General features: G+C 61.4%; 14 protein-coding genes. 11 read left to right on the forward strand and 3 right to left on the reverse strand.

Annotated elements, in window-relative coordinates; translation table 11 throughout:
- The first annotated feature begins 166 nt into the window (after window positions 1–166).
- The 6 genes from topA to rpmG all read left to right on the forward strand — a co-directional run bounded on the left by topA (window position 167) and on the right by rpmG (window position 7,971).
- The gene (topA, locus tag ASD02_RS27000) at window positions 167–2,836 is read left to right on the forward strand and encodes a type I DNA topoisomerase (RefSeq protein ID WP_025426616.1); all 2,670 of its coding nucleotides are present in this window, start codon (window positions 167–169) and stop codon (window positions 2,834–2,836) included.
- Between the two features lie 2 nt (window positions 2,837–2,838).
- On the forward strand, window positions 2,839–5,208 hold the full coding sequence (gene rnr, locus ASD02_RS27005) for a ribonuclease R (RefSeq protein ID WP_025426615.1): 2,370 nt from the start codon (window positions 2,839–2,841) through the stop codon (window positions 5,206–5,208).
- Window positions 5,209–5,349: 141 nt separating this feature from the next.
- Window positions 5,350–5,811 carry a DUF983 domain-containing protein gene (locus tag ASD02_RS27010; RefSeq protein ID WP_107027590.1) on the forward strand — a complete coding sequence of 154 codons (462 nt, stop codon included), beginning with the start codon at window positions 5,350–5,352 and terminating at the stop codon, window positions 5,809–5,811.
- Between the two features lie 77 nt (window positions 5,812–5,888).
- Window positions 5,889–6,512 (forward strand): NUDIX domain-containing protein, encoded by a 624-nt coding sequence (locus tag ASD02_RS27015; RefSeq protein ID WP_038576881.1) that lies wholly within the window; start codon window positions 5,889–5,891, stop codon window positions 6,510–6,512.
- A 13-nt stretch (window positions 6,513–6,525) separates the two neighbouring features.
- On the forward strand, window positions 6,526–7,710 hold the full coding sequence (locus ASD02_RS27020; protein WP_025426612.1) for an MFS transporter: 1,185 nt from the start codon (window positions 6,526–6,528) through the stop codon (window positions 7,708–7,710).
- A 93-nt stretch (window positions 7,711–7,803) separates the two neighbouring features.
- Window positions 7,804–7,971: a 50S ribosomal protein L33 gene (rpmG, locus tag ASD02_RS27025; RefSeq protein ID WP_007626161.1), complete on the forward strand. Its 168-nt coding sequence runs from the start codon at window positions 7,804–7,806 to the stop codon at window positions 7,969–7,971.
- 543 nt (window positions 7,972–8,514) lie between these two features.
- On the opposite strand, the gene ASD02_RS27030 is transcribed toward rpmG, so the two are convergent.
- Both ASD02_RS27030 and ASD02_RS27035 read right to left on the reverse strand, forming a co-directional pair.
- A complete protein-coding gene (locus ASD02_RS27030; protein ID WP_025426611.1) occupies window positions 8,515–9,882 on the reverse strand; it encodes a PleD family two-component system response regulator in 1,368 nt (455 codons plus the stop codon).
- 17 nt (window positions 9,883–9,899) lie between these two features.
- Window positions 9,900–10,271: a response regulator gene (locus ASD02_RS27035; RefSeq protein ID WP_025426610.1), complete on the reverse strand. Its 372-nt coding sequence runs from the start codon at window positions 10,269–10,271 to the stop codon at window positions 9,900–9,902.
- A gap of 156 nt (window positions 10,272–10,427) precedes the next feature.
- Between ASD02_RS27035 and ASD02_RS27040 the strand changes: the two genes are divergently transcribed.
- The 4 genes from ASD02_RS27040 (at window position 10,428) to ASD02_RS27055 (ending at window position 14,215) form a co-directional block, all read left to right on the forward strand.
- Window positions 10,428–10,700 carry a DUF3572 domain-containing protein gene (locus tag ASD02_RS27040; RefSeq protein ID WP_025426609.1) on the forward strand — a complete coding sequence of 91 codons (273 nt, stop codon included), beginning with the start codon at window positions 10,428–10,430 and terminating at the stop codon, window positions 10,698–10,700.
- Window positions 10,701–10,702: 2 nt separating this feature from the next.
- Window positions 10,703–11,344, forward strand: coding sequence for a hypothetical protein (locus ASD02_RS27045; RefSeq protein WP_081788849.1), 642 nt, complete (start codon window positions 10,703–10,705; stop codon window positions 11,342–11,344).
- A gap of 162 nt (window positions 11,345–11,506) precedes the next feature.
- Window positions 11,507–12,799 carry a DNA polymerase IV gene (locus ASD02_RS27050; protein ID WP_057221471.1) on the forward strand — a complete coding sequence of 431 codons (1,293 nt, stop codon included), beginning with the start codon at window positions 11,507–11,509 and terminating at the stop codon, window positions 12,797–12,799.
- A 183-nt stretch (window positions 12,800–12,982) separates the two neighbouring features.
- Window positions 12,983–14,215, forward strand: coding sequence for a L,D-transpeptidase family protein (locus ASD02_RS27055; protein ID WP_057211517.1), 1,233 nt, complete (start codon window positions 12,983–12,985; stop codon window positions 14,213–14,215).
- Window positions 14,216–14,315: 100 nt separating this feature from the next.
- On the opposite strand, the gene dnaE is transcribed toward ASD02_RS27055, so the two are convergent.
- A complete protein-coding gene (gene dnaE, locus ASD02_RS27060) occupies window positions 14,316–17,813 on the reverse strand; it encodes a DNA polymerase III subunit alpha (protein ID WP_057211420.1) in 3,498 nt (1,165 codons plus the stop codon).
- Between dnaE and ASD02_RS39050 the strand changes: the two genes are divergently transcribed.
- Complete coding sequence (locus ASD02_RS39050) at window positions 17,739–18,200, forward strand: hypothetical protein (protein ID WP_162174733.1); 462 nt, start codon at window positions 17,739–17,741, stop codon at window positions 18,198–18,200. The genes dnaE and ASD02_RS39050 overlap by 75 nt on opposite strands.
- Window positions 18,201–18,264 lie beyond the last annotated feature (64 nt).

Below are 18,264 nucleotides of genomic sequence, written 5' to 3' on the forward strand. Positions count from 1 at the left end.
TTATCTATTCTCGCAATGGCTGCATAACGCAGCCCTGTCGCTATTTTGAATGAAACCCCTTGACCCCGCTCGAATCCCTGTCCATTTCGGGGCATCGATATTCGGCGATGCTCAGTGCAAACCGCGCTGACGCAGGACCAAACCCGGTTGTCTCAGAAAAATGACGATGAATGTTGTAGTGGTGGAATCGCCTTCGAAGGCAAAGACGATCAACAAGTACCTCGGCCCAGGCTACAAGGTTCTTGCCTCGTTCGGCCATGTGCGGGATCTGCCTGCCAAGGACGGCTCGGTTCGTCCTGACGAAGATTTTGAGATGTCCTGGGAGGTCGACGCCGCGTCGGCCAAACGCATGAAGGATATTGCCGATGCCGTGAAGGCAGCGGACGGCCTCATCCTCGCGACCGACCCGGATCGCGAAGGCGAAGCGATCTCCTGGCATGTGCTCGATCTTCTCAGGAAGAAAAAGGTGTTGGGTGACAAGCCGGTCAAGCGTGTGGCCTTCAACGCCATCACCAAGAAGGCCGTGCTTGACGCGATCGCCCATCCGCGTGACCTCGATATTCCGCTTGTTGATGCGTATCTGGCGCGCCGTGCACTCGACTATCTCGTCGGCTTCAACCTGTCGCCGGTACTTTGGCGTAAGCTCCCCGGCGCCCGCTCTGCCGGCCGCGTTCAGTCCGTCACGCTGCGGCTGGTCTGCGATCGCGAAGCGGAAATCGAACGGTTCATCTCCGAAGAATACTGGAACCTGTCGGCGCTCTTGAAGACGCCGCGCGGTGACGAGTTCGAGGCACGGCTCGTTTCGGCGGACGGAAAGCGACTGGCTCCACGTGCGGTCGGCAACGGCGAGGAAGCCAACCGGCTAAAGACCCTGCTCGATGGCGCAACCTATGTCGTCGACAGCATCGAGGCAAAGCCGGTCAAGCGGAACCCCTCGCCGCCATTCACCACTTCGACGCTACAGCAGGCTGCGTCATCGAAGCTCGGCTTCTCCGCCTCCCGCACCATGCAGGTTGCGCAGAAGCTCTATGAAGGTGTTGATATCGGCGGCGAAACCGTCGGTCTGATCACCTACATGCGTACCGACGGTGTGCAGATGGCGCCCGAATCGATCGAGGCCGCACGTGAGGCGATCGGCAGCCAGTTCGGCAACCGCTACCTGCCGGAAAAGCCACGCCTCTACTCTACCAAGGCGAAAAACGCCCAGGAAGCGCACGAGGCCATTCGCCCGACCGACTTCAACCGGACGCCCGACCAGGTCCGCCGCTTCCTCGACGGCGATATGCTGAAGCTTTACGATCTTGTCTGGAAGCGCGGCATCGCCAGCCAGATGGCGTCTGCCGAGATCGAACGTACGACCGCCGAGATTACCGCCGATAACGGTGGCAACAAGGCTGGCCTGCGCGCCACCGGTTCGGTCATTCGTTTCGACGGCTTCATCGCCGCCTATACGGACGCCAAGGAAGACGGCGAGCAGACCGATGACGGCGACGAAGATGGTCGCCTGCCGGAGATCAACGCGCGCGAAAGCCTGGCAAAGCAGAAGATCAATGCTTCGCAGCATTTCACCGAGCCGCCGCCGCGCTACTCGGAAGCAACGCTGATCAAGAAGATGGAAGAGCTCGGCATCGGCCGTCCATCGACCTATGCCGCGACGGTAACGACGCTGCTCGACCGCGACTACATCACCAACGACAAGCGCAAGCTCGTGCCCCAGGCCAAGGGACGGCTCGTCACGGCGTTTCTCGAAAGCTTCTTCACGCGCTACGTCGGGTACGACTTCACGGCGTCGCTCGAAGAAAAGCTCGACCAGGTCTCGGCTGGCGAGGTCAACTGGAAGGACGTTCTTCGCGACTTCTGGAAGGATTTCTTCGCGCAGATCGAGGAAACCAAGGAACTGCGCGTAACCAACGTGCTCGACGCGCTGAACGAGGAACTGGCACCGCTGGTGTTCCCCAAGCGCGAAGACGGCAGCGATCCGCGCATCTGCCAGGTTTGCGGCACCGGCAAGCTGTCGCTGAAACTCGGCAAGTACGGCGCCTTCGTCGGCTGCTCGAACTACCCCGAGTGCAACTTCACCCGCCAGCTTTCGTCCGACGGCAACAGCGATGCCGAGGCTTCGGTCTCGAACGAGCCGCAGGCGCTCGGCAAGGATCCGCACACCGGCGAGGAAATCACGCTGCGCAGCGGCCGTTTCGGTCCCTATGTCCAGCGCGGCGACGGCAAGGAAGCCAAGCGTTCGAGCCTGCCCAAGGGCTGGACGCCATCCTCCATCGACCATGAGAAGGCCGTCGCCCTGCTCTCGCTGCCGCGCGATATCGGCGCGCACCCCGAAACCGGCAAGATGATCTCGTCGGGTCTTGGCCGCTACGGACCCTTCGTGCTGCATGACGGCACCTATGCGAACCTCGAATCGATCGAAGACGTCTTCTCGATCGGTCTGAACCGCGCCGTTTCCGTGATTGCCGACAAGCAATCCAAGGCCGGTGCCGGTCGTGGCCGTGGCGCCGCGGTCGCGCTGAAGGAACTGGGCGACCATACGGAAGGCGGCGCAATCACCGTCCGCGACGGCCGCTACGGGCCCTATGTCAACTGGGGCAAGATCAACGCGACCTTGCCGCAAGGCAAGGATCCGCAATCGGTAACGGTCGAAGAGGCGCTCGCCCTCATTGCCGAGCGTGCAGCCAAGAGCGGCACCGGCAAGGGCAAGGCGACGAAGGCAAAGACGACGAAGTCTTCCAAGGCTGCGACAGACGGCGCCACCAAGAAGACGACCAAGGCCAAGGCGCCTGCCAAGGCAAAACCAAAGACGGCCGCGAAGGCCAAGAAGGACTGACCTTGACCAGAATACCGCGCGACCCGACCGAAAGATCCGGAAAAGGCTCCGGCAGGAAAGAGGGCCGCGCGGCAAAGGCCGCGCCGGCGTCGGAGAAAACCTCGATCATCCACGGTGCGGTTCCCCCGCGCGATGTGCTGATGCGCTTCATCGCCGAGAATCCGGAACGCGCCTCCAAGCGAGAAATTGCCAAAGCATTCGGTCTCAAGGGCGACACGCGCGTCGAACTCAAGGCGCTGCTGCGTTCGTTGGAAGCAGACGGGCTGGTCGAGAAGAAGCGCAAGTCGCTCGTGCGTCCGGGCGCCCTTCCCCCGGTTACCGTGCTCGATATCACCATGCGCGACGTTGACGGCGAACTGATCGGCCGCCCGGCCGAATGGCTGGATGACGATGGCGTCGCACCGGCAGTGCTGATCAAGCAGTCGACTGTCGGCAAGGACAAGGGCAAGACGCCGGTCGGCGGCCTCGGCGACCGCGTGCTTGCAAAGATCTTCCCGGCCAAGGACCGTGGCGGCCCAGCCTATACCGCACGCATCATCAAGGTGCTCGACAAGCGCCGGGACGCCGTCCTCGGCGTCTTCCGCGCCACGCCGGGTGGCGGCGGGCGCCTGATGCCGATCGAAAAGCGCGGCGAGGAAATCCTTGTTGATCCGGACTTCGTCGGCGACGCCAAGGACGGCGATCTCATCGAAGTCCAACTGACGCGCCTTGGCCGCTACGGCCTGCCGCGCGCTCAGGTTCAAAACGTCGTCGGTTCGGTCGCTTCGGAAAAGGCGATCTCGATGATCGCCATCTATGCCCACGGCATCCCGCACGTCTTTCCGGAACGCGCTCTGAACGAAGCGGAAGACGCCGGCCCGGCCACCATGGCGCATCGGGAAGACTGGCGCTCGCTGCCGCTGATCACCATCGACCCGGCCGATGCGAAGGACCACGACGATGCTGTTCACGCGGAGCCGGACCCGTCGGAGGACAATCCGGGCGGCGTCATCGTCACCGTCGCGATTGCCGACGTCTCCTGGTACGTCCGGCCGAAATCGGCACTTGACCTCGAAGCGTTGAAGCGCGGCAACTCGGTCTATTTCCCGGACCGAGTCGTTCCGATGCTGCCGGAGCGGATCTCCAACGACCTCTGCTCGCTCAAGGAAGGCGTCGACCGGCCGGCGCTCGCCGTGCGCATGCGCTTTTCCAAGGAGGGCCGCAAGGCGGGCCACACCTTCCATCGCATCATGATGAAGAGCGCGGCCAAGCTTTCCTACCAGCAGGCCCAGGCCGCCATTGACGGCAATCCCGACGACAAGACCGGCCCGATCCTCGACACGATCCTGAAGCCGCTGTGGGAGGCCTATCGCACGCTCACGCGCGGTCGTGACCGCCGCCAGCCGCTCGAGTTGAACATGCCCGAGCGCAAGATCATCTTGAAGCCCGACGGCACCGTCGATCGCGTCTTCGTGCCGGACCGCCTCGACGCGCACAAGCTGATCGAAGAAATGATGATCCAGGCGAACGTCGCCGCCGCCGAGACGCTCGAGCAGAAGCGCCAGGTGCTGATCTACCGGGTGCACGACCAGCCGTCGCTGGCCAAGCAGGAGAGCCTGCGCGAGTTCCTGGCCACGCTCGACATCGCGCTGGTCAAGGGCGGCAACATGCGCTCGAACCACTTCAACGGCATCCTGTCCAAGGCCGAAGGCAAGCCGTTCGAAACCATGGTCAACGAGATGGTGCTGCGCTCCCAGAGCCAGGCGATCTACAGCCCTGAGAACATCGGCCATTTCGGCCTCAACCTGTTGAAATATGCGCATTTCACTTCGCCGATCCGGCGCTACGCCGATCTGATCGTGCACCGAGCGCTGGTCGCCTCGCTCGGTCTTGGCGAAGGCGGTCTCACGCCGCAGGAAGAGGCGGTGCTCGACGATATCGCCGCTGAGATCTCGACCTTCGAGCGCCGGGCCATGGCCGCCGAGCGCGATACTGTCGACCGGCTGATCGCCCATCATCTGAACGGCCGCATCGGCGAGGAATTCGAAGGCCGTGTTGCCGGCGTCACCAAGGCGGGACTTTTTGTCACCCTGCCGGCCTATGGCGCCAACGGGTTCGTACCTATATCTACGCTCGGACGAGACTACTTCATCTATGATGAAGCGCATCAGGCCCTTTCCGGCGAAAAGACCGGTCTCGGCTTTCGTCTCGGCGATCAGGTGCAGGTCAAATTGGTCGAAGCCGTACCGCTTGCCGGCGCGCTTCGCTTCGAGATGATCAGCGAAGGACGGAAAATGCCGACCGCCACGCGCTCCTTCCACAAATCGGGGCGTCGTGATCGCTCGAGCCCGCGCAAGACGCCGGGTACACGACCGCCGCGCGGAAAGCGCTAGAGCATGTCGCGCAAAAGTGTTCATCGCTTTTGCGATGACGGCATGCGCAAAAACAAGAGCTTAAAGCGCAGCAAGCGGATCTGAAAGATCGCGATGCGCTTTAGGCCACGACATGTGGCCGGCGGCTTCGACAAGGAGAGAATGCAGATGATGGCAACGGACAAGGAAACGCTTCACCTCGGTGGTCATGCAGCCGATGAACGTCCCGTCGGTCGATCCATGCGTCGCGGCTTTTTCGGCACGTGCCCGGCCTGTGGCAGCGGCAAGCTCTTCCGCAGCTATGTCAAAGCCGTCGATGCCTGCGCGGCCTGCGGCGAGCGTATGGACCACCAGCGCGCCGACGACTTTCCACCCTATATCGTCGTCACCATCGTCGGCCATCTGGTGCTTGGCGGCTACATGATGACCGACTTGATCCTGCCGCTGACGACGTGGCAGCACCTTGCCATCTGGACGCCGATTACGCTGATCAGTTCGCTTGCGCTGCTGCAGCCGATCAAGGGCGCTGTCATCGGCCTGCAATGGGCGCTGAGGATGCACGGCTTCGGTGGACAGGAGGACACGCCCGAGGACGTCCTGCCTGTGCGAGATCCCTCCGCATGACGTCAGGACGCGAAAGCGTCACCTTGGCCCCCGACACGCCTGAGCGGCGCGCAAGGCCGCGTGACGCAGCGTCGATCATGCTGCTCGACCGCTCCGGCGACGGCGTACGCGTGCTGATGGGCCGGCGCAGCAGTGCGCATGTCTTCATGCCCGATCTCTATGTCTTTCCCGGCGGGCGCCGAGACCCGACCGACCATCGCCTCGCGTTCTCCAGTGATCTCAACCCCGCCGTCCTGCAGGCGCTGAAAAGCGTCCGGGGGGCACCCGTAAGCGACTCTCGTGCAAGAGCACTGGCGCTGGCGGCGCTCCGAGAACTCTACGAGGAAGCCGGTGTTCCCTTGGGCACGCCGCATGCAAAGGCGGAAGCGCCACTGCCCTTTCTTCCAGATCTCGCAAACTTGCGCTATATGGCTCGGGCCATTACTCCTCCGGGACACTCGAGGCGGTTCGATACACGCTTCTTCGCGATCTTCGCGGACGAAGCCGAAGTCGATACATCACGGGTTCTGGAAAGCCGGGAGCTCCAGGATTTGCAGTGGATCGATGTCAACGACCTCCCCTCGCTCCGGATACCGGAGATAACCGCAATCATCCTTTCGGATTTGAGAAGCGGCCTTAACACGGACCCGACGCTACCCTATGAGCGCTCCGTGCCCTTCTATTTCGCGCGCCGTGGGCGGCTCATCCGCACGCTTCTCTAAGGACCACCGTCGCATGTCACAGCCGACGCCCGGGTGCCCAGCACCGGTTGAGGAAATTCACTGGCCGTCGCTGATCGCGGCGGTCTCCGCCATCAGCGCCGTCGGCATCGCCATCGGCCTCGGCCTACCGCTGCTTTCGAGCATCATGGAGAACCGCGGCATCTCGTCGACGCTGATTGGTCTCAATTCGGCGATGGCCGGCGTGGCCTCCATGGTCGCGGCTTCCTTCACGACCAAATTCGCCCATCGCCACGGTGTTGCGCCGACGATGCTCTGGGCCGTCCTGCTCGCCGCAATCAGCGCCTTCGGCTTTTACTACATTACCAACTTCTGGCTCTGGTTTCCGCTGCGGGTCGTCTTCCATGGCGCCATTACCGTACTCTTCATCCTCTCCGAATTCTGGATCAACGCCACCGCCCCGCCAGCGAAACGGGGCTTCGTCCTCGGCATCTACGGCACGGTTCTATCCCTCGGCTTCCTGAGCGGGCCGCTGCTCTTCTCGATCCTCGGCAGCGAGGGTGTCTTGCCCTTCGTGGTCGGCGCCGGTGTCATTCTGCTCGCGGCCGTGCCAATCTTCCTCGCGCGGGACGAGAGCCCTGTCATCGACGAAAAGCCCGACCGCCATTTCATGCGCTACATCTTCCTGGTGCCGACCGCGACCGCCGCCGTCTTCATCTTCGGCGCGGTCGAATCGGGCGGGTTGTCGCTCTTTACGGTCTACGGGACACGATCGGGGTTCACCGAATCACAGGCGGCGCTGCTGCTGACCGTGATGGGCATCGGCAATTTCATCTTCCAGATTCCGCTCGGCATGCTGTCAGACCAGATCAAGGATAAGCGCACATTGCTGACGGCCATGACCGTTATCGGCCTCATTGGCGCCCTCTGTCTGCCGATGCTGGTGGAAAGCTGGTTCCTGATGGCGATCATTCTGTTGTTCTGGGGGGGCTGCGTCTCTGGTCTCTACACGGTCGGCCTCAGCCATCTCGGCTCGCGCCTGCAGGGCTCCGACCTTGCCGCGGCCAATGCGGCGTTCGTTTTCTCCTATGCGGTCGGCACGGTGGCCGGGCCGCAGGTGATCGGCGCATCGATGGATGTGGCTGGCAACAACGGTTTTGCCTGGGCGATTGCCGGGTTTTTCGGCCTTTACGTCGCGCTTTCGGTTGTAAGGATCGTTTTGAATCCAAAACGGTCTTGACTTTTCGGCCGCGATTTGTAGTTTCGCGCCAACCTTGCCCGTGGCCCGCAACCGGTTGTCCACGGCTTTCAATTTCATAAAGGCAGGACGACCATGGCAAAAGCCACCACCATCAAGATCAAGTTGCTGTCGACAGCCGACACGGGTTTCTTCTACGTCACGACCAAGAACAGCCGTACGATGACGGACAAGATGACCAAGACCAAGTATGATCCGGTCGCCAGAAAGCACGTCGAGTTCAAGGAAACCAAGATCAAGTAAGATCTGACGTTTCGTGGGATCAAGGGGCGCCAACCGCAAGGTTTGGCGCCCCTTTCCGTTGGTGCGCCAAGAAGCGGCCGCCGACTGTTCGGAGGCCGTCCCGCCTGCGTGTGCGCACAGGCAAGAATCAAAAAGCGCTGTCCCTTCCGGAACAGCGCTTTGAATGGGGGTCGGCTGGCTACTGACCGCGGCACGAGGATTCCGCAGGTGTCAAAAGCCAACCGACCGACCCCACGACCCAGGAGATGCGGCGGACCTGAGCATCATGGGGTAACCGAAGCTGATGGAAGCTATGCCCCCGCATTTATCAGCATCACCTGAAAATAGAAAAAAATCAATGAATTCTTAATGCGCGAAGCGGTGTCGCTCGGCGCATGGTTAATTCCGTATCACATCGGCACATGTAAATGCTTGCGCGCCGCCGCTACCAAACCCCTCGGTAGCATCGTTGCGGCGGAGAATACAACTTTAAAGGCATATCGCAAGAGGGATCCGGAATTTCATCAAGCCACCAGCAGGTGGTGACAGGCTCGGTTCTTTCCGTCAGGCTGCAGCCGCCACCACTCTGTTGCGACCCTCGTTCTTCGCCTGGTAGAGCGCCATATCTGCGCGCTTCAGCAAAGCTTCTGTCGTGTCGCCTTCCAGTTTCAGGCCGGCAATGCCCATGGACGCGGTGATGACCAGCGCGCCGTCCGCATGCGGTATCGAGAATGGCTGACTCTCGATGATATGCCGCAACCGCTCGGCAACGGCGGCCGCCATCTCCGGCGGTGTGTCGGGCATGACCACGACGAACTCTTCGCCGCCAAAGCGGCAGGCCAGATCGGCGCCGCGGACGGTGGAGCGGATGCGGTTGGCAAATTCGCGCAACACCTCATCACCAACATCGTGACCATAGGTGTCGTTGACCTGCTTGAACCGATCGATGTCGGTCATGCAGATCGACAACGGGCGACCGCGTGCTCCCGCACGATCGAGCAGCAGCTTCAGATGATTGTCGAGATAGCGGCGGTTGTGCAGCCCTGTCAGGCCATCGGTGACCGCCAGCTCGATCGTCTGCTGCACGCTCTTTCTCAGCATGTCGTTGCAATGCTTGCGCCTGATCTGGGTCAACGAGCGGGCAACAAGCTCATTGGGATCAACCGGCCGGATGATGTAGTCGGTAATACCGAGATCGAGCGCACGCACGATCATCTCGTCATTGCCCTGCTCCGTGATCAGCAGGATCGGAATGAAACGTGTGCGCTCCAGCGATCGCAACTGCGAGCACAATCGCAAGGGATCGTAATCGTCGAAGTTGGCGTTGACGATGACGAGGTCGAAATTGTTCTCGGCCGCCTCGAACAGCGCCGCCTGCGGGTCGGAGATAACAGAGACATCGGCAATCGGCTTGAGCGTGCGCTGCAGCCGCTCCTGAGAGGAGCCGCGGCCATCGACCAGGAGGATATTGCCCGGCTCGTCCGGACGGTCCTGACGGGCCAGTTCCTGCAGGCCGATAGTCTGCGCCGTCTGGGCCCGCAGCCGCAATTCGTCGCTGACGTTCTTCAGGCGGACGAGGCTCTTCACCCGCGACATCAACTGAAGATCGTTGACCGGCTTCGTCAAGAAATCGTCGGCGCCGGCCTTTAACCCGCGAACCCGATCGGACGGCTGGTCGAGTGCCGTCACCATGACGACGGGAATATGTGCTGTGCGTGCATTGGCCTTCAGACGTTCGCAGACCTCGAAGCCGTCGATGCCGGGCATCATGATGTCGAGAAGCACCAGGTCGACCGGTGTCGTCTCGCAGAGCGTCAGCGCCGTATGGCCATCACCCGCCGTCAGCACATCGAAATACTCAGCGAGCAGACGCGCTTCGAGAAGCTTAACGTTGGCAGGCACGTCATCGACAACAAGAATGCGCGCAGTCATATCAATTTTCCCGCCAGTTAGGCATCGCCAAGGTAGGTCTTGATCGTCTCAATAAACTTTGGCACAGAAATCGGTTTTGAAACATAGGCTTCGCATCCGCCCTGACGGATACGTTCCTCGTCGCCCTTCATGGCGAAGGCAGTCACGGCGATCACCGGGATGACGTGCAACTCATCGTCTTCCTTCAACCACTTCGTGACTTCGAGCCCGGAGACCTCCGGCAGCTGAATGTCCATCAAAATCAGATCGGGGCGATACTTCCGCGCCAGCTCGAGCGCCTCCATACCGTTGCGCGTCTGGATCGTCGCGTAGCCGGAAGCCTCAATCAGGTCTCGGAAGAGCTTCATGTTCAGCTCGTTATCCTCAACAATCATTACCTGTTTGGGCATGTCGATCCCTTGCTGTCCGTCGTCTTCTTGCAAGTCTTCTCAAGACATCTAAGTTGCAGAACCAACGACTCGACCCATTTCCTCAAGTTCACCGATAAACCTATTTGGTTGAAAAATAGGTAATTCCGGGCGTAAAAACAGTAGGAGGCCAAGACATTGAAGAGCGCCGACGAAATCGCCATCGACATTCTCTCCTGGCTTGCCGGCGAGCCGGACCTGCTGTCCCGATTTCTGGCGCTGACCGGCACGGACCCGTCCTCCCTGCGCAACGCGATCGGCGAGCCGGGCTGCATGGGTGGGCTCATCGCCTTTCTTATGGACCACGAACCAACGTTGATCGCTTTCTGCGATGCAACAGGGACAGCCCCGCAGGATGTCGTGCGTGCGCATGAGAAGCTTTCCGGCGCCGCCGATCTGCAGGACAGCTGAGCTTGAGCAACACCGTCTTCGAAGATGAAATCCGCCTTAGCAACCGCCCGCTTGTTATCAGCGACATCGATGAAGTCGTGCTCGAATTCCTGGATCCATTCCGGTCCTTTCTCGAAAGCCGCGACCACGTCCTCTTGCCGCGCTCCTTCCGGCTGACCGGCAACATCATCCATCGCGCAACGGAGCGGGCAGCGAGCGAGGCTGACGTCAAGGACATGCTCGATGCCTTCTACGCCACGCAGGATCGCTGGCAGACGCCGACTGCCGGCGTTGTCGAGACTCTCCGTGAATTGTCCAAGCAGGCTGACATCGTCTTCCTGACGGCCATGCCACCGCGCCATGCGGCCGCGCGTCGTGCTCTGCTCGACCGGCTCGATCTTCCCTATCCACTGCTCGCATCCGAGGAACCCAAAGGGCCGATCGTTCAGCGCCTGCATGCCGGACGGGCGCTTCCCGTTGTTTTCATCGACGATATCGCGCGCAACCTGCAATCGGTGCAGGAGCACGCGCCATCCTGCCTGCTGATCAATCTGATGGCGAACGCCGAGTTTCGGGCGCTCGCGCCTCAACCGGCGGACTGCGTTCACATTGCTAGCGACTGGGTCGACGCTGCGAATGCCATTCGCGCGCATTTCCAGCGATAGCGGCACCCGGACCAGCAGATCGAGACCTGCAAGACGACGCGCAAAATCCGACCAGCGGCTTGGCGTCGGCAACCTGACATGCAAGGCAATTTCCAACGCGGCCTCCCTTGAGACTCGTTAGCGTAGAGCGTAAAGTCCCAATGTTCAACATTTGTTCCAGATATGCTCGACAGTGGTTCTCAAACTCCAGGCTTCTGCCGTGACTGCCTCAGGGAACAGACCGCGACGGCGCGACGCTGCCTTGCCTGCGGCAGCCCCCGTCTGTTGCGTCATGCCGAGCTCTACGACCTGACTCTAGCCCATATCGACTGTGATGCGTTTTACGCCTCCGTCGAGAAGCGGGACAATCCGGAGCTTGCCGACAAGCCAGTGATTATCGGCGGCGGCAAGCGCGGCGTCGTCTCGACGGCTTGTTACATCGCCCGCATTCACGGCGTGCGCTCGGCAATGCCGATGTTTAAGGCGCTTGCGGCCTGCCCGCAGGCGGTCGTGATCAAGCCCGACATGGAAAAATACGTTCGCGTCGGCCGCGAGGTCCGCACGTTGATGCAGGAGCTGACACCGCTGGTGCAGCCGCTCTCCATCGATGAGGCCTTCCTGGAGCTCAGCGGCACCCAACGGCTGCACCACGATCCCCCCGCGCGCACCCTCGCCCGCTTTGCCCGCCGTGTCGAACAGGAGATCGGCATTACCGTCTCCGTCGGCCTTTCCTACTGCAAGTTCCTCGCCAAGGTTGCCTCCGATCTGCAGAAGCCTCGCGGCTTCTCGGTAATCGGCCAGGCCGAGGCGCTCGAATTCCTGAGAGAAAGGCCGGTGACCTTGATCTGGGGCGTCGGCAAGGCGTTCGCCGCCACGCTGGAGCGCGATGGCATTCGCACGATCGGTCAGCTTCAGACGATGGAGGAAGCCGACCTCATGCGCCGCTACGGCACCATGGGCCAGAGGCTCTACCGCCTGTCGCGCGGCCTCGACGAAAGAACGGTCGAGATCGACGGCGAGGCGAAAAGCGTATCGTCAGAGACGACATTCAACGACGATCTCGCCCGCTACGACGATCTCGTCACGCATCTGCGTCGGCTGAGCGAACAGGTCGCCCACCGCCTGCGTAAATCCGAACTCGCCGGCCAGACCGTCGTTTTGAAGCTGAAGACTGCCGACTTCAAGACCAGGACTCGCAACCGCCGCCTCGACAGTCCGACGCGGCTCGCAGACCGTATCTTCCGCACCGGGCTGCAGCTTCTGGAGAAGGAAGTTGACGGCACGAAGTACCGGCTGATCGGCATCGGAGTCAGCGATCTTTCCAGCCCCGATCTCGCAGATCCCCCCGATCTGGTCGATCCAGCCGCAACCCGTCGTGCCGCCGCCGAGGACGCCATCAACAAGCTGCGCGACAAGTTCGGCAAGGCCAGCGTCGAAACCGGCTACACCTTTGGCAGCCGCAAGCGCGATCACTAGTGCGTTATCGGCGGCGGCTTGACGTATCCTGCAAGGATAAAAACATGCAGCAATTCAAAGTGCTACAGCGACCTTTGCGCGTCTAATAAGACGCGCGGCGCTGTAGGTCGATCGGGACAAATTCTTTAAAGATTTCAGCGTAAGCTTGTCGGCCAGTTTACGTGTTGGGATGAGTGTATGGTATTGCGTTTCGCTCTCACGGCCAGCGTCGTCGTCTTCTTGTTTTCGCCTGCGGTCGGCTTTGCCGGCAGCAACGCACCGCTGCAGATCATCGTTTCGAAGAACCAGCAATCCCTCGTCGTCTATGACGGCGACGCGGTGATCGCAACGTCGGCAGTCTCTACCGGCAAGGCCGGCCATTCCACACCGACGGGCATCTTCTCGATCCTTGAAAAACGCCGTCACCACAAATCCAACATCTATTCGAATGCGCCGATGCCCTTCATGCAGCGACTGACCTGGTCAGGCATTGCGCTGCATGGCTCCAATCACGTGCCGGCCTATCCGGCTTCGCACGGTTGCGTGCGCCTGCCGAGCAAGTTTGCCGCCAGCCTCTTCAAGATGACGTCGCGCGGCGTGCATGTCCTGATAACCGATCGGCAGGTCAGCCCCACCGAAGTGTCGAGCGCCGTGCTCTTCCAGCGCAACCCGGCGCCCGGCGAGAACCCCGCACCGCTGTCGGATGTGCCCCTCCGCCCGGCGATCAGCCAGACCGAGACCATGCCGGTCGAAGTGGCGATGACCGAGGCATCGACCGCCAACTCAGTCATCAAAGCAGAAGACCGCGAGCCGATCCGCATGCTGATCACCCGACGCGGCGAGCGCGATATCAAGCGTGCAGTCCAGTCGGCGCTGAACCAACTCGGCTATGTCGCCGGCGTGCCGGACGGCCACATCGGCCCGGACACGACCGCCGCCATCAACGCGTTCCAGACTGCCGAGGGATCGACCGTCGATGGCAAGCTGACGCCGGAGCTGACTGAGGCGATCTTCAGGAAAGCGGGCCGCGACGTTCCCCCCAACGGGGTGATCCTTGTCCGCCAGGGTTTCAAGCCGATTTTCGAGGCAGGCGTCACGATCGACAAGCCGGAGCAGGCGCTCGGCACGCATTTCCTGCAATTTCAAGAGATTGACGAGGGAAAGAGCGAAGGCAAGTGGTACGGCGTACCGCTCGAAAACCATCTGCCGTCATCGGTGAAGAAGCGCCTCGGGATCGCCGCCGACGCCGACGCATCAGCCTTCAATGCCGTCCAGCGCACGCTCGGGCGCCTGACGGTCTCCGACGACGTCCGCGAACGGATCGGCGGCCTGCTTGCAGACGGTTCGTCGCTGTCGATTTCGGACATGGAGAGCGGGCTCGAAACCGGCGACGGGACCGATTTCATCACAATCACCCGCGCATCCCCGCGGGGCTGATGCCCTGCGCAGTCGATCCGATACTCAAAAGCTGCGCTGCAGCCGCGCCTGACGTTCCGTATCTTTATACGCCGCCGGCTCAAGCAATCATGCAGCGCGGTCAGACGAGTTCAACGTCGACCACACCCGGAGCCGAGCGAAGTGCTGCGGCAATCTCCGGCGAAATCCTGAACTTCTCGTTGAGTTCGACCTCGATCTCGCGCTGGCCGTTATCCTTGATGACGATGAAGGAAACGAGACCCTCGCCTCTCGCATTCAAATGGGCGGCGATCGACTTCAGTGGTCCTGAATCGCGCACATAAACGCGCAGCGCCTTCTGCATCTGCAGCGATTCTTCCTCGAGCGAGCGCAGGGTCTGGATGCGAAGGCCGATGCCTTCCGGCCGCTCCTCCGCCTGAACCGTCATCACCAGCGATTTGCCGGGCTCAAGCAGGTCGCGATACTGGTGCAGCATTTCCGAAAACAGCACGGCCTCGAACTGACCGGACGAATCCGAGAAAGCGATGATGCCCATCTTGTTGCCGGTTCGGGTCTTGCGCTCCTGTCTGGAGGTAACGGTGCCGGCGAGACGTCCCGCCGTTGCGCCCTTCTTCACCGCTCCGGCGAAATCGCCGAAGGTCTGGACGCGCATCTTGGCGAGCAGCGGGTTGTAGGTGTCGAGCGGATGGGCCGAGAGATAGAAGCCCAGCACCTGAAACTCGCGGTGCAGCTTTTCTGAGGCGAGCCACGGCGTGTAGGTGGGAAGCGAGATCCGTTCCGGTCCGGTCGCGGCCCCCGCACCGAACATATCGCTCTGTCCGCTCGTCTTGTTTTCCTGCGCGCGCTGGGCAAAGCCGAGGATGCGATCGAGACCGCCGACCAGCTCGGCACGGTCGTAACCGAAGCAATCGAAGGCGCCGGCCGCGATCAGGCTTTCGAACACACGCCGGTTGAGCAGCTTCGGGTCGATCCTCAGGCAGAAATCCTCAAGGCTCGCAAACTCGCGGTCGCCGCGAACGGCAACGATATGCTCGACTGCCGATTCGCCGACACCCTTGATGGCGGCCAATGAGTAGTAGATGCGCTTGTCGCCGGTCTGGAAATGCCGGAAGGAGGACTGGACCGACGGCGCAATCACCTGGATGCCGAGGCGCCCGGCATCCTGACGGAAGTCGTTGACCTTCTCCGTGTTGGCCATATCGAGCGTCATCGACGCCGCCAGGAACTCGACCGGATAGTGCGCCTTCATATAGGCCGTCTGATAGGAGACGATGGCGTAGGCGGCAGCGTGCGACTTGTTGAAGCCGTAGTTGGCGAACTTGGCGAGAAGATCGAAGATCAGATCGGCCTGCGGCTTCGATACCTCGTTCTTGACCGCGCCGTCGACGAAACGGGCGCGCTGCTTGTCCATTTCCTCCTTGATCTTCTTGCCCATGGCGCGACGCAGAAGGTCGGCTTCGCCGAGCGAATAGCCCGACAGGACCTGGGCGATCTGCATCACCTGCTCCTGGTAGACGATAACGCCCTGCGTTTCCTTGAGCAGATGGTCGATCTTCGGATGGATCGATTCGATCTCTTCTTCGCCGTGCTTGCGGGCGTTGTAGACCGGGATATTCTCCATCGGGCCCGGACGATAAAGCGCCACCAGCGCAATAATGTCCTCGATGCAGTCTGGCCGCATACCGATCAGCGCCTTGCGCATGCCGGCACTTTCCACCTGGAACACGCCGACCGTCTCGCCGCGCGACAGCATCTCGTAGGTCTTCTCGTCGTCGAGCGGAATGCTGGCGAGATCGACCTCGATGCCGCGCAGCTTGACGAAGTCGACGGCGACCTTCAGCACGGTCAGCGTTTTCAGGCCGAGGAAGTCGAATTTTACCAGGCCGGCCTGCTCGACCCATTTCATGTTGAACTGCGTCACCGGCATATCGGAACGCGGATCGCGATACATCGGCACGAGCTTTGACAGCGGCCGGTCGCCGATCACGATACCGGCTGCGTGGGTCGAGGCATGGCGATAGAGACCCTCGATCTTCTGCGCGATGTCGAGAAGACGGGCGACGACGGGTTCCTTTTCCGCCTCTTCCTGCAGGCGCGGTTCTTCCTCGATCGCCTTTGACAGCGGCGTCGGGTTGGCCGGATTGTTGGGCACGAGCTTGCAGATCTTGTCGACCTGGCCATAGGGCATCTCGAGCACGCGGCCGACGTCGCGCAGCGCCGCGCGCGCCTGAAGCGAACCGAAGGTGATGATCTGGGCCACCTGCTCGCGGCCGTATTTCGCCTGGACGTAGCGAATGACTTCTTCGCGCCGGTCCTGACAGAAGTCGATGTCGAAGTCGGGCATCGATACGCGTTCCGGATTGAGGAAGCGTTCGAACAGCAGTGAGAACCGCATCGGGTCGACATCGGTGATCGTCAGCGCATAGGCGACGAGCGAGCCCGCGCCCGAACCGCGTCCCGGGCCGACGGGGATGTCCTGCTGCTTGGCCCATTTGATGAAGTCGGCAACGATCAGGAAGTAGCCGGGGAACTTCATGCGCTCGATGACGCTGAGTTCGAACGCCAACCGCTCGCGGTACTCTTCCTCTGTATAGCCGGGCGCCATGCCGAGCTTGCGCAACCGATCGTCGAGCCCCTCTTCCGCCTGCCGGCGCAACTCGCTGGACTCGGCACGCTCGGCCTCCTCCGGATCGTCCGAGGCGCCGGTGAAGCGTGGCAGGATCGGCCCGCGCGTCTTCAGCATGAACGAGCAGCGCCGCGCGATCTCGATGGTATTTTCGAGCGCCTCGGGCAGGTCGGCAAAAAGTGCCGCCATTTCCTTCCGGCTCTTGAGATAATGATCCGGCGTCAACCGGAACCGACTGTCGTCGGAAACCATGGCGTTGTGAGCGACCGCCATCAGCGCGTCGTGCGCGTCATAGTCGGATGGCGAGGGAAAGAACGCCTCGTTGGTCGCAACCAGAGGCACATCGAACTTGTACGCCAGATCGATCATCCGGCTTTCATGTCGGCGGTCAAAGTTTCCGTGCCGTTGCAGCTCGATATAGAGCCGATCGCCGAAGAGATCCTTTAGGGCTTCCAGGCGTGCCTCGGCCAAGGCCGTCGAGCCGGATTTCACCGCCATGTCGATCGGGCCGCCGCCTGCGCCCGAAAGGGCGATCAGCCCGTCGGTGCCGGCCTCCACGAGCCACGACCGCGTGATCCTCGTGACCTGGCTGCCTTCGCCGCCGAGATAGGCGCGGCTTACCAGATCGACCAGTCGTGTGTAGCCGTCGTCCGTCGCGGCGATCAGGACGATGGCCGGCAGCTTGGCGAGCTGCTGGGCATGGCTGCGACGTTCGCCGTCACCGTCGTCTTCCATGTCGATCGACAACTGACAGCCGGTCAGCGGCTGCAGGCCGTCTTCGGCCGCCTTCTGGGAAAATTCAAGGGCTGCGAAAAGATTGTTGGTGTCGGCGATACCGATCGCCGGCTGAGCATCGGCCACAGCCTTGCCGATCACCTTCTTCAAAGGCAGTGCGCCTTCGAGCAGCGAAAAAGCCGAGTGAACACGCAAATGCACGAACTGCGGATCCGCAGTCGTCTGATCGTTCCGTTCCCCGCTGCCGTGATCCGCCATCTCTACATCCTGATTCCTGTCAGGGTGTCAGGATATCCCGTTTATCACCCGCCATGTCCAGTTTTGCATCGTGGGCCGGCGTTCTTTTCAACGGTGCTGGTGTCGGGGGTGCTGTGCCGGGATAATATCGAGCGACCCCGCATCGGGGTCGCGCAGCATCTTGAGTATGCCCAGGGATCAAAGTCCGAGAGCGATGAAGGCAACGCTGGCGACAAACAGGCCCATCGATGTGAAGGCGGCGAGGTCACGAACAAAATCAGTCATAACATGGCTCCTTTTCCGTTATGTATCCACTTTGTTCTTTTTTTGTTCTCTCGTCAATCGCTGTTGAGCACACCGCCCGCTTTCCACCGCGCATGGTTAACCGCATCAACAAAGAGCGTTTGAGGTAATTAACCGAAACCTTGAGCGCTCCGTCCATCGCGCCTATGACTGGACCAACCACACGGAG

This window comes from Ensifer sp. Root1252 (genome assembly GCF_001425885.1).
In the GTDB taxonomy this organism is placed as follows: Bacteria; Pseudomonadota; Alphaproteobacteria; order Rhizobiales; family Rhizobiaceae; genus Ensifer; species Ensifer canadensis.

What these genes read in the sequence shown, in the direction of transcription:
- ASD02_RS27030 (WP_025426611.1), bottom strand. Translation starts at nt 9,882, where the DNA reads ATGACTGCGCGCATTCTTGTTGTCGATGACGTGCCTGCCAACGTTAAG.
- ASD02_RS27050 (WP_057221471.1), top strand. Translation starts at nt 11,507, where the DNA reads ATGCTCGACAGTGGTTCTCAAACTCCAGGCTTCTGCCGTGACTGCCTC.
- ASD02_RS27010 (WP_107027590.1), top strand. Translation starts at nt 5,350, where the DNA reads ATGCAGATGATGGCAACGGACAAGGAAACGCTTCACCTCGGTGGTCAT.
- dnaE (WP_057211420.1), bottom strand. Translation starts at nt 17,813, where the DNA reads ATGGCGGATCACGGCAGCGGGGAACGGAACGATCAGACGACTGCGGAT.
- ASD02_RS27015 (WP_038576881.1), top strand. Translation starts at nt 5,889, where the DNA reads ATGCTGCTCGACCGCTCCGGCGACGGCGTACGCGTGCTGATGGGCCGG.
- topA (WP_025426616.1), top strand. Translation starts at nt 167, where the DNA reads ATGAATGTTGTAGTGGTGGAATCGCCTTCGAAGGCAAAGACGATCAAC.
- rpmG (WP_007626161.1), top strand. Translation starts at nt 7,804, where the DNA reads ATGGCAAAAGCCACCACCATCAAGATCAAGTTGCTGTCGACAGCCGAC.
- ASD02_RS27020 (WP_025426612.1), top strand. Translation starts at nt 6,526, where the DNA reads ATGTCACAGCCGACGCCCGGGTGCCCAGCACCGGTTGAGGAAATTCAC.
- ASD02_RS27035 (WP_025426610.1), bottom strand. Translation starts at nt 10,271, where the DNA reads ATGCCCAAACAGGTAATGATTGTTGAGGATAACGAGCTGAACATGAAG.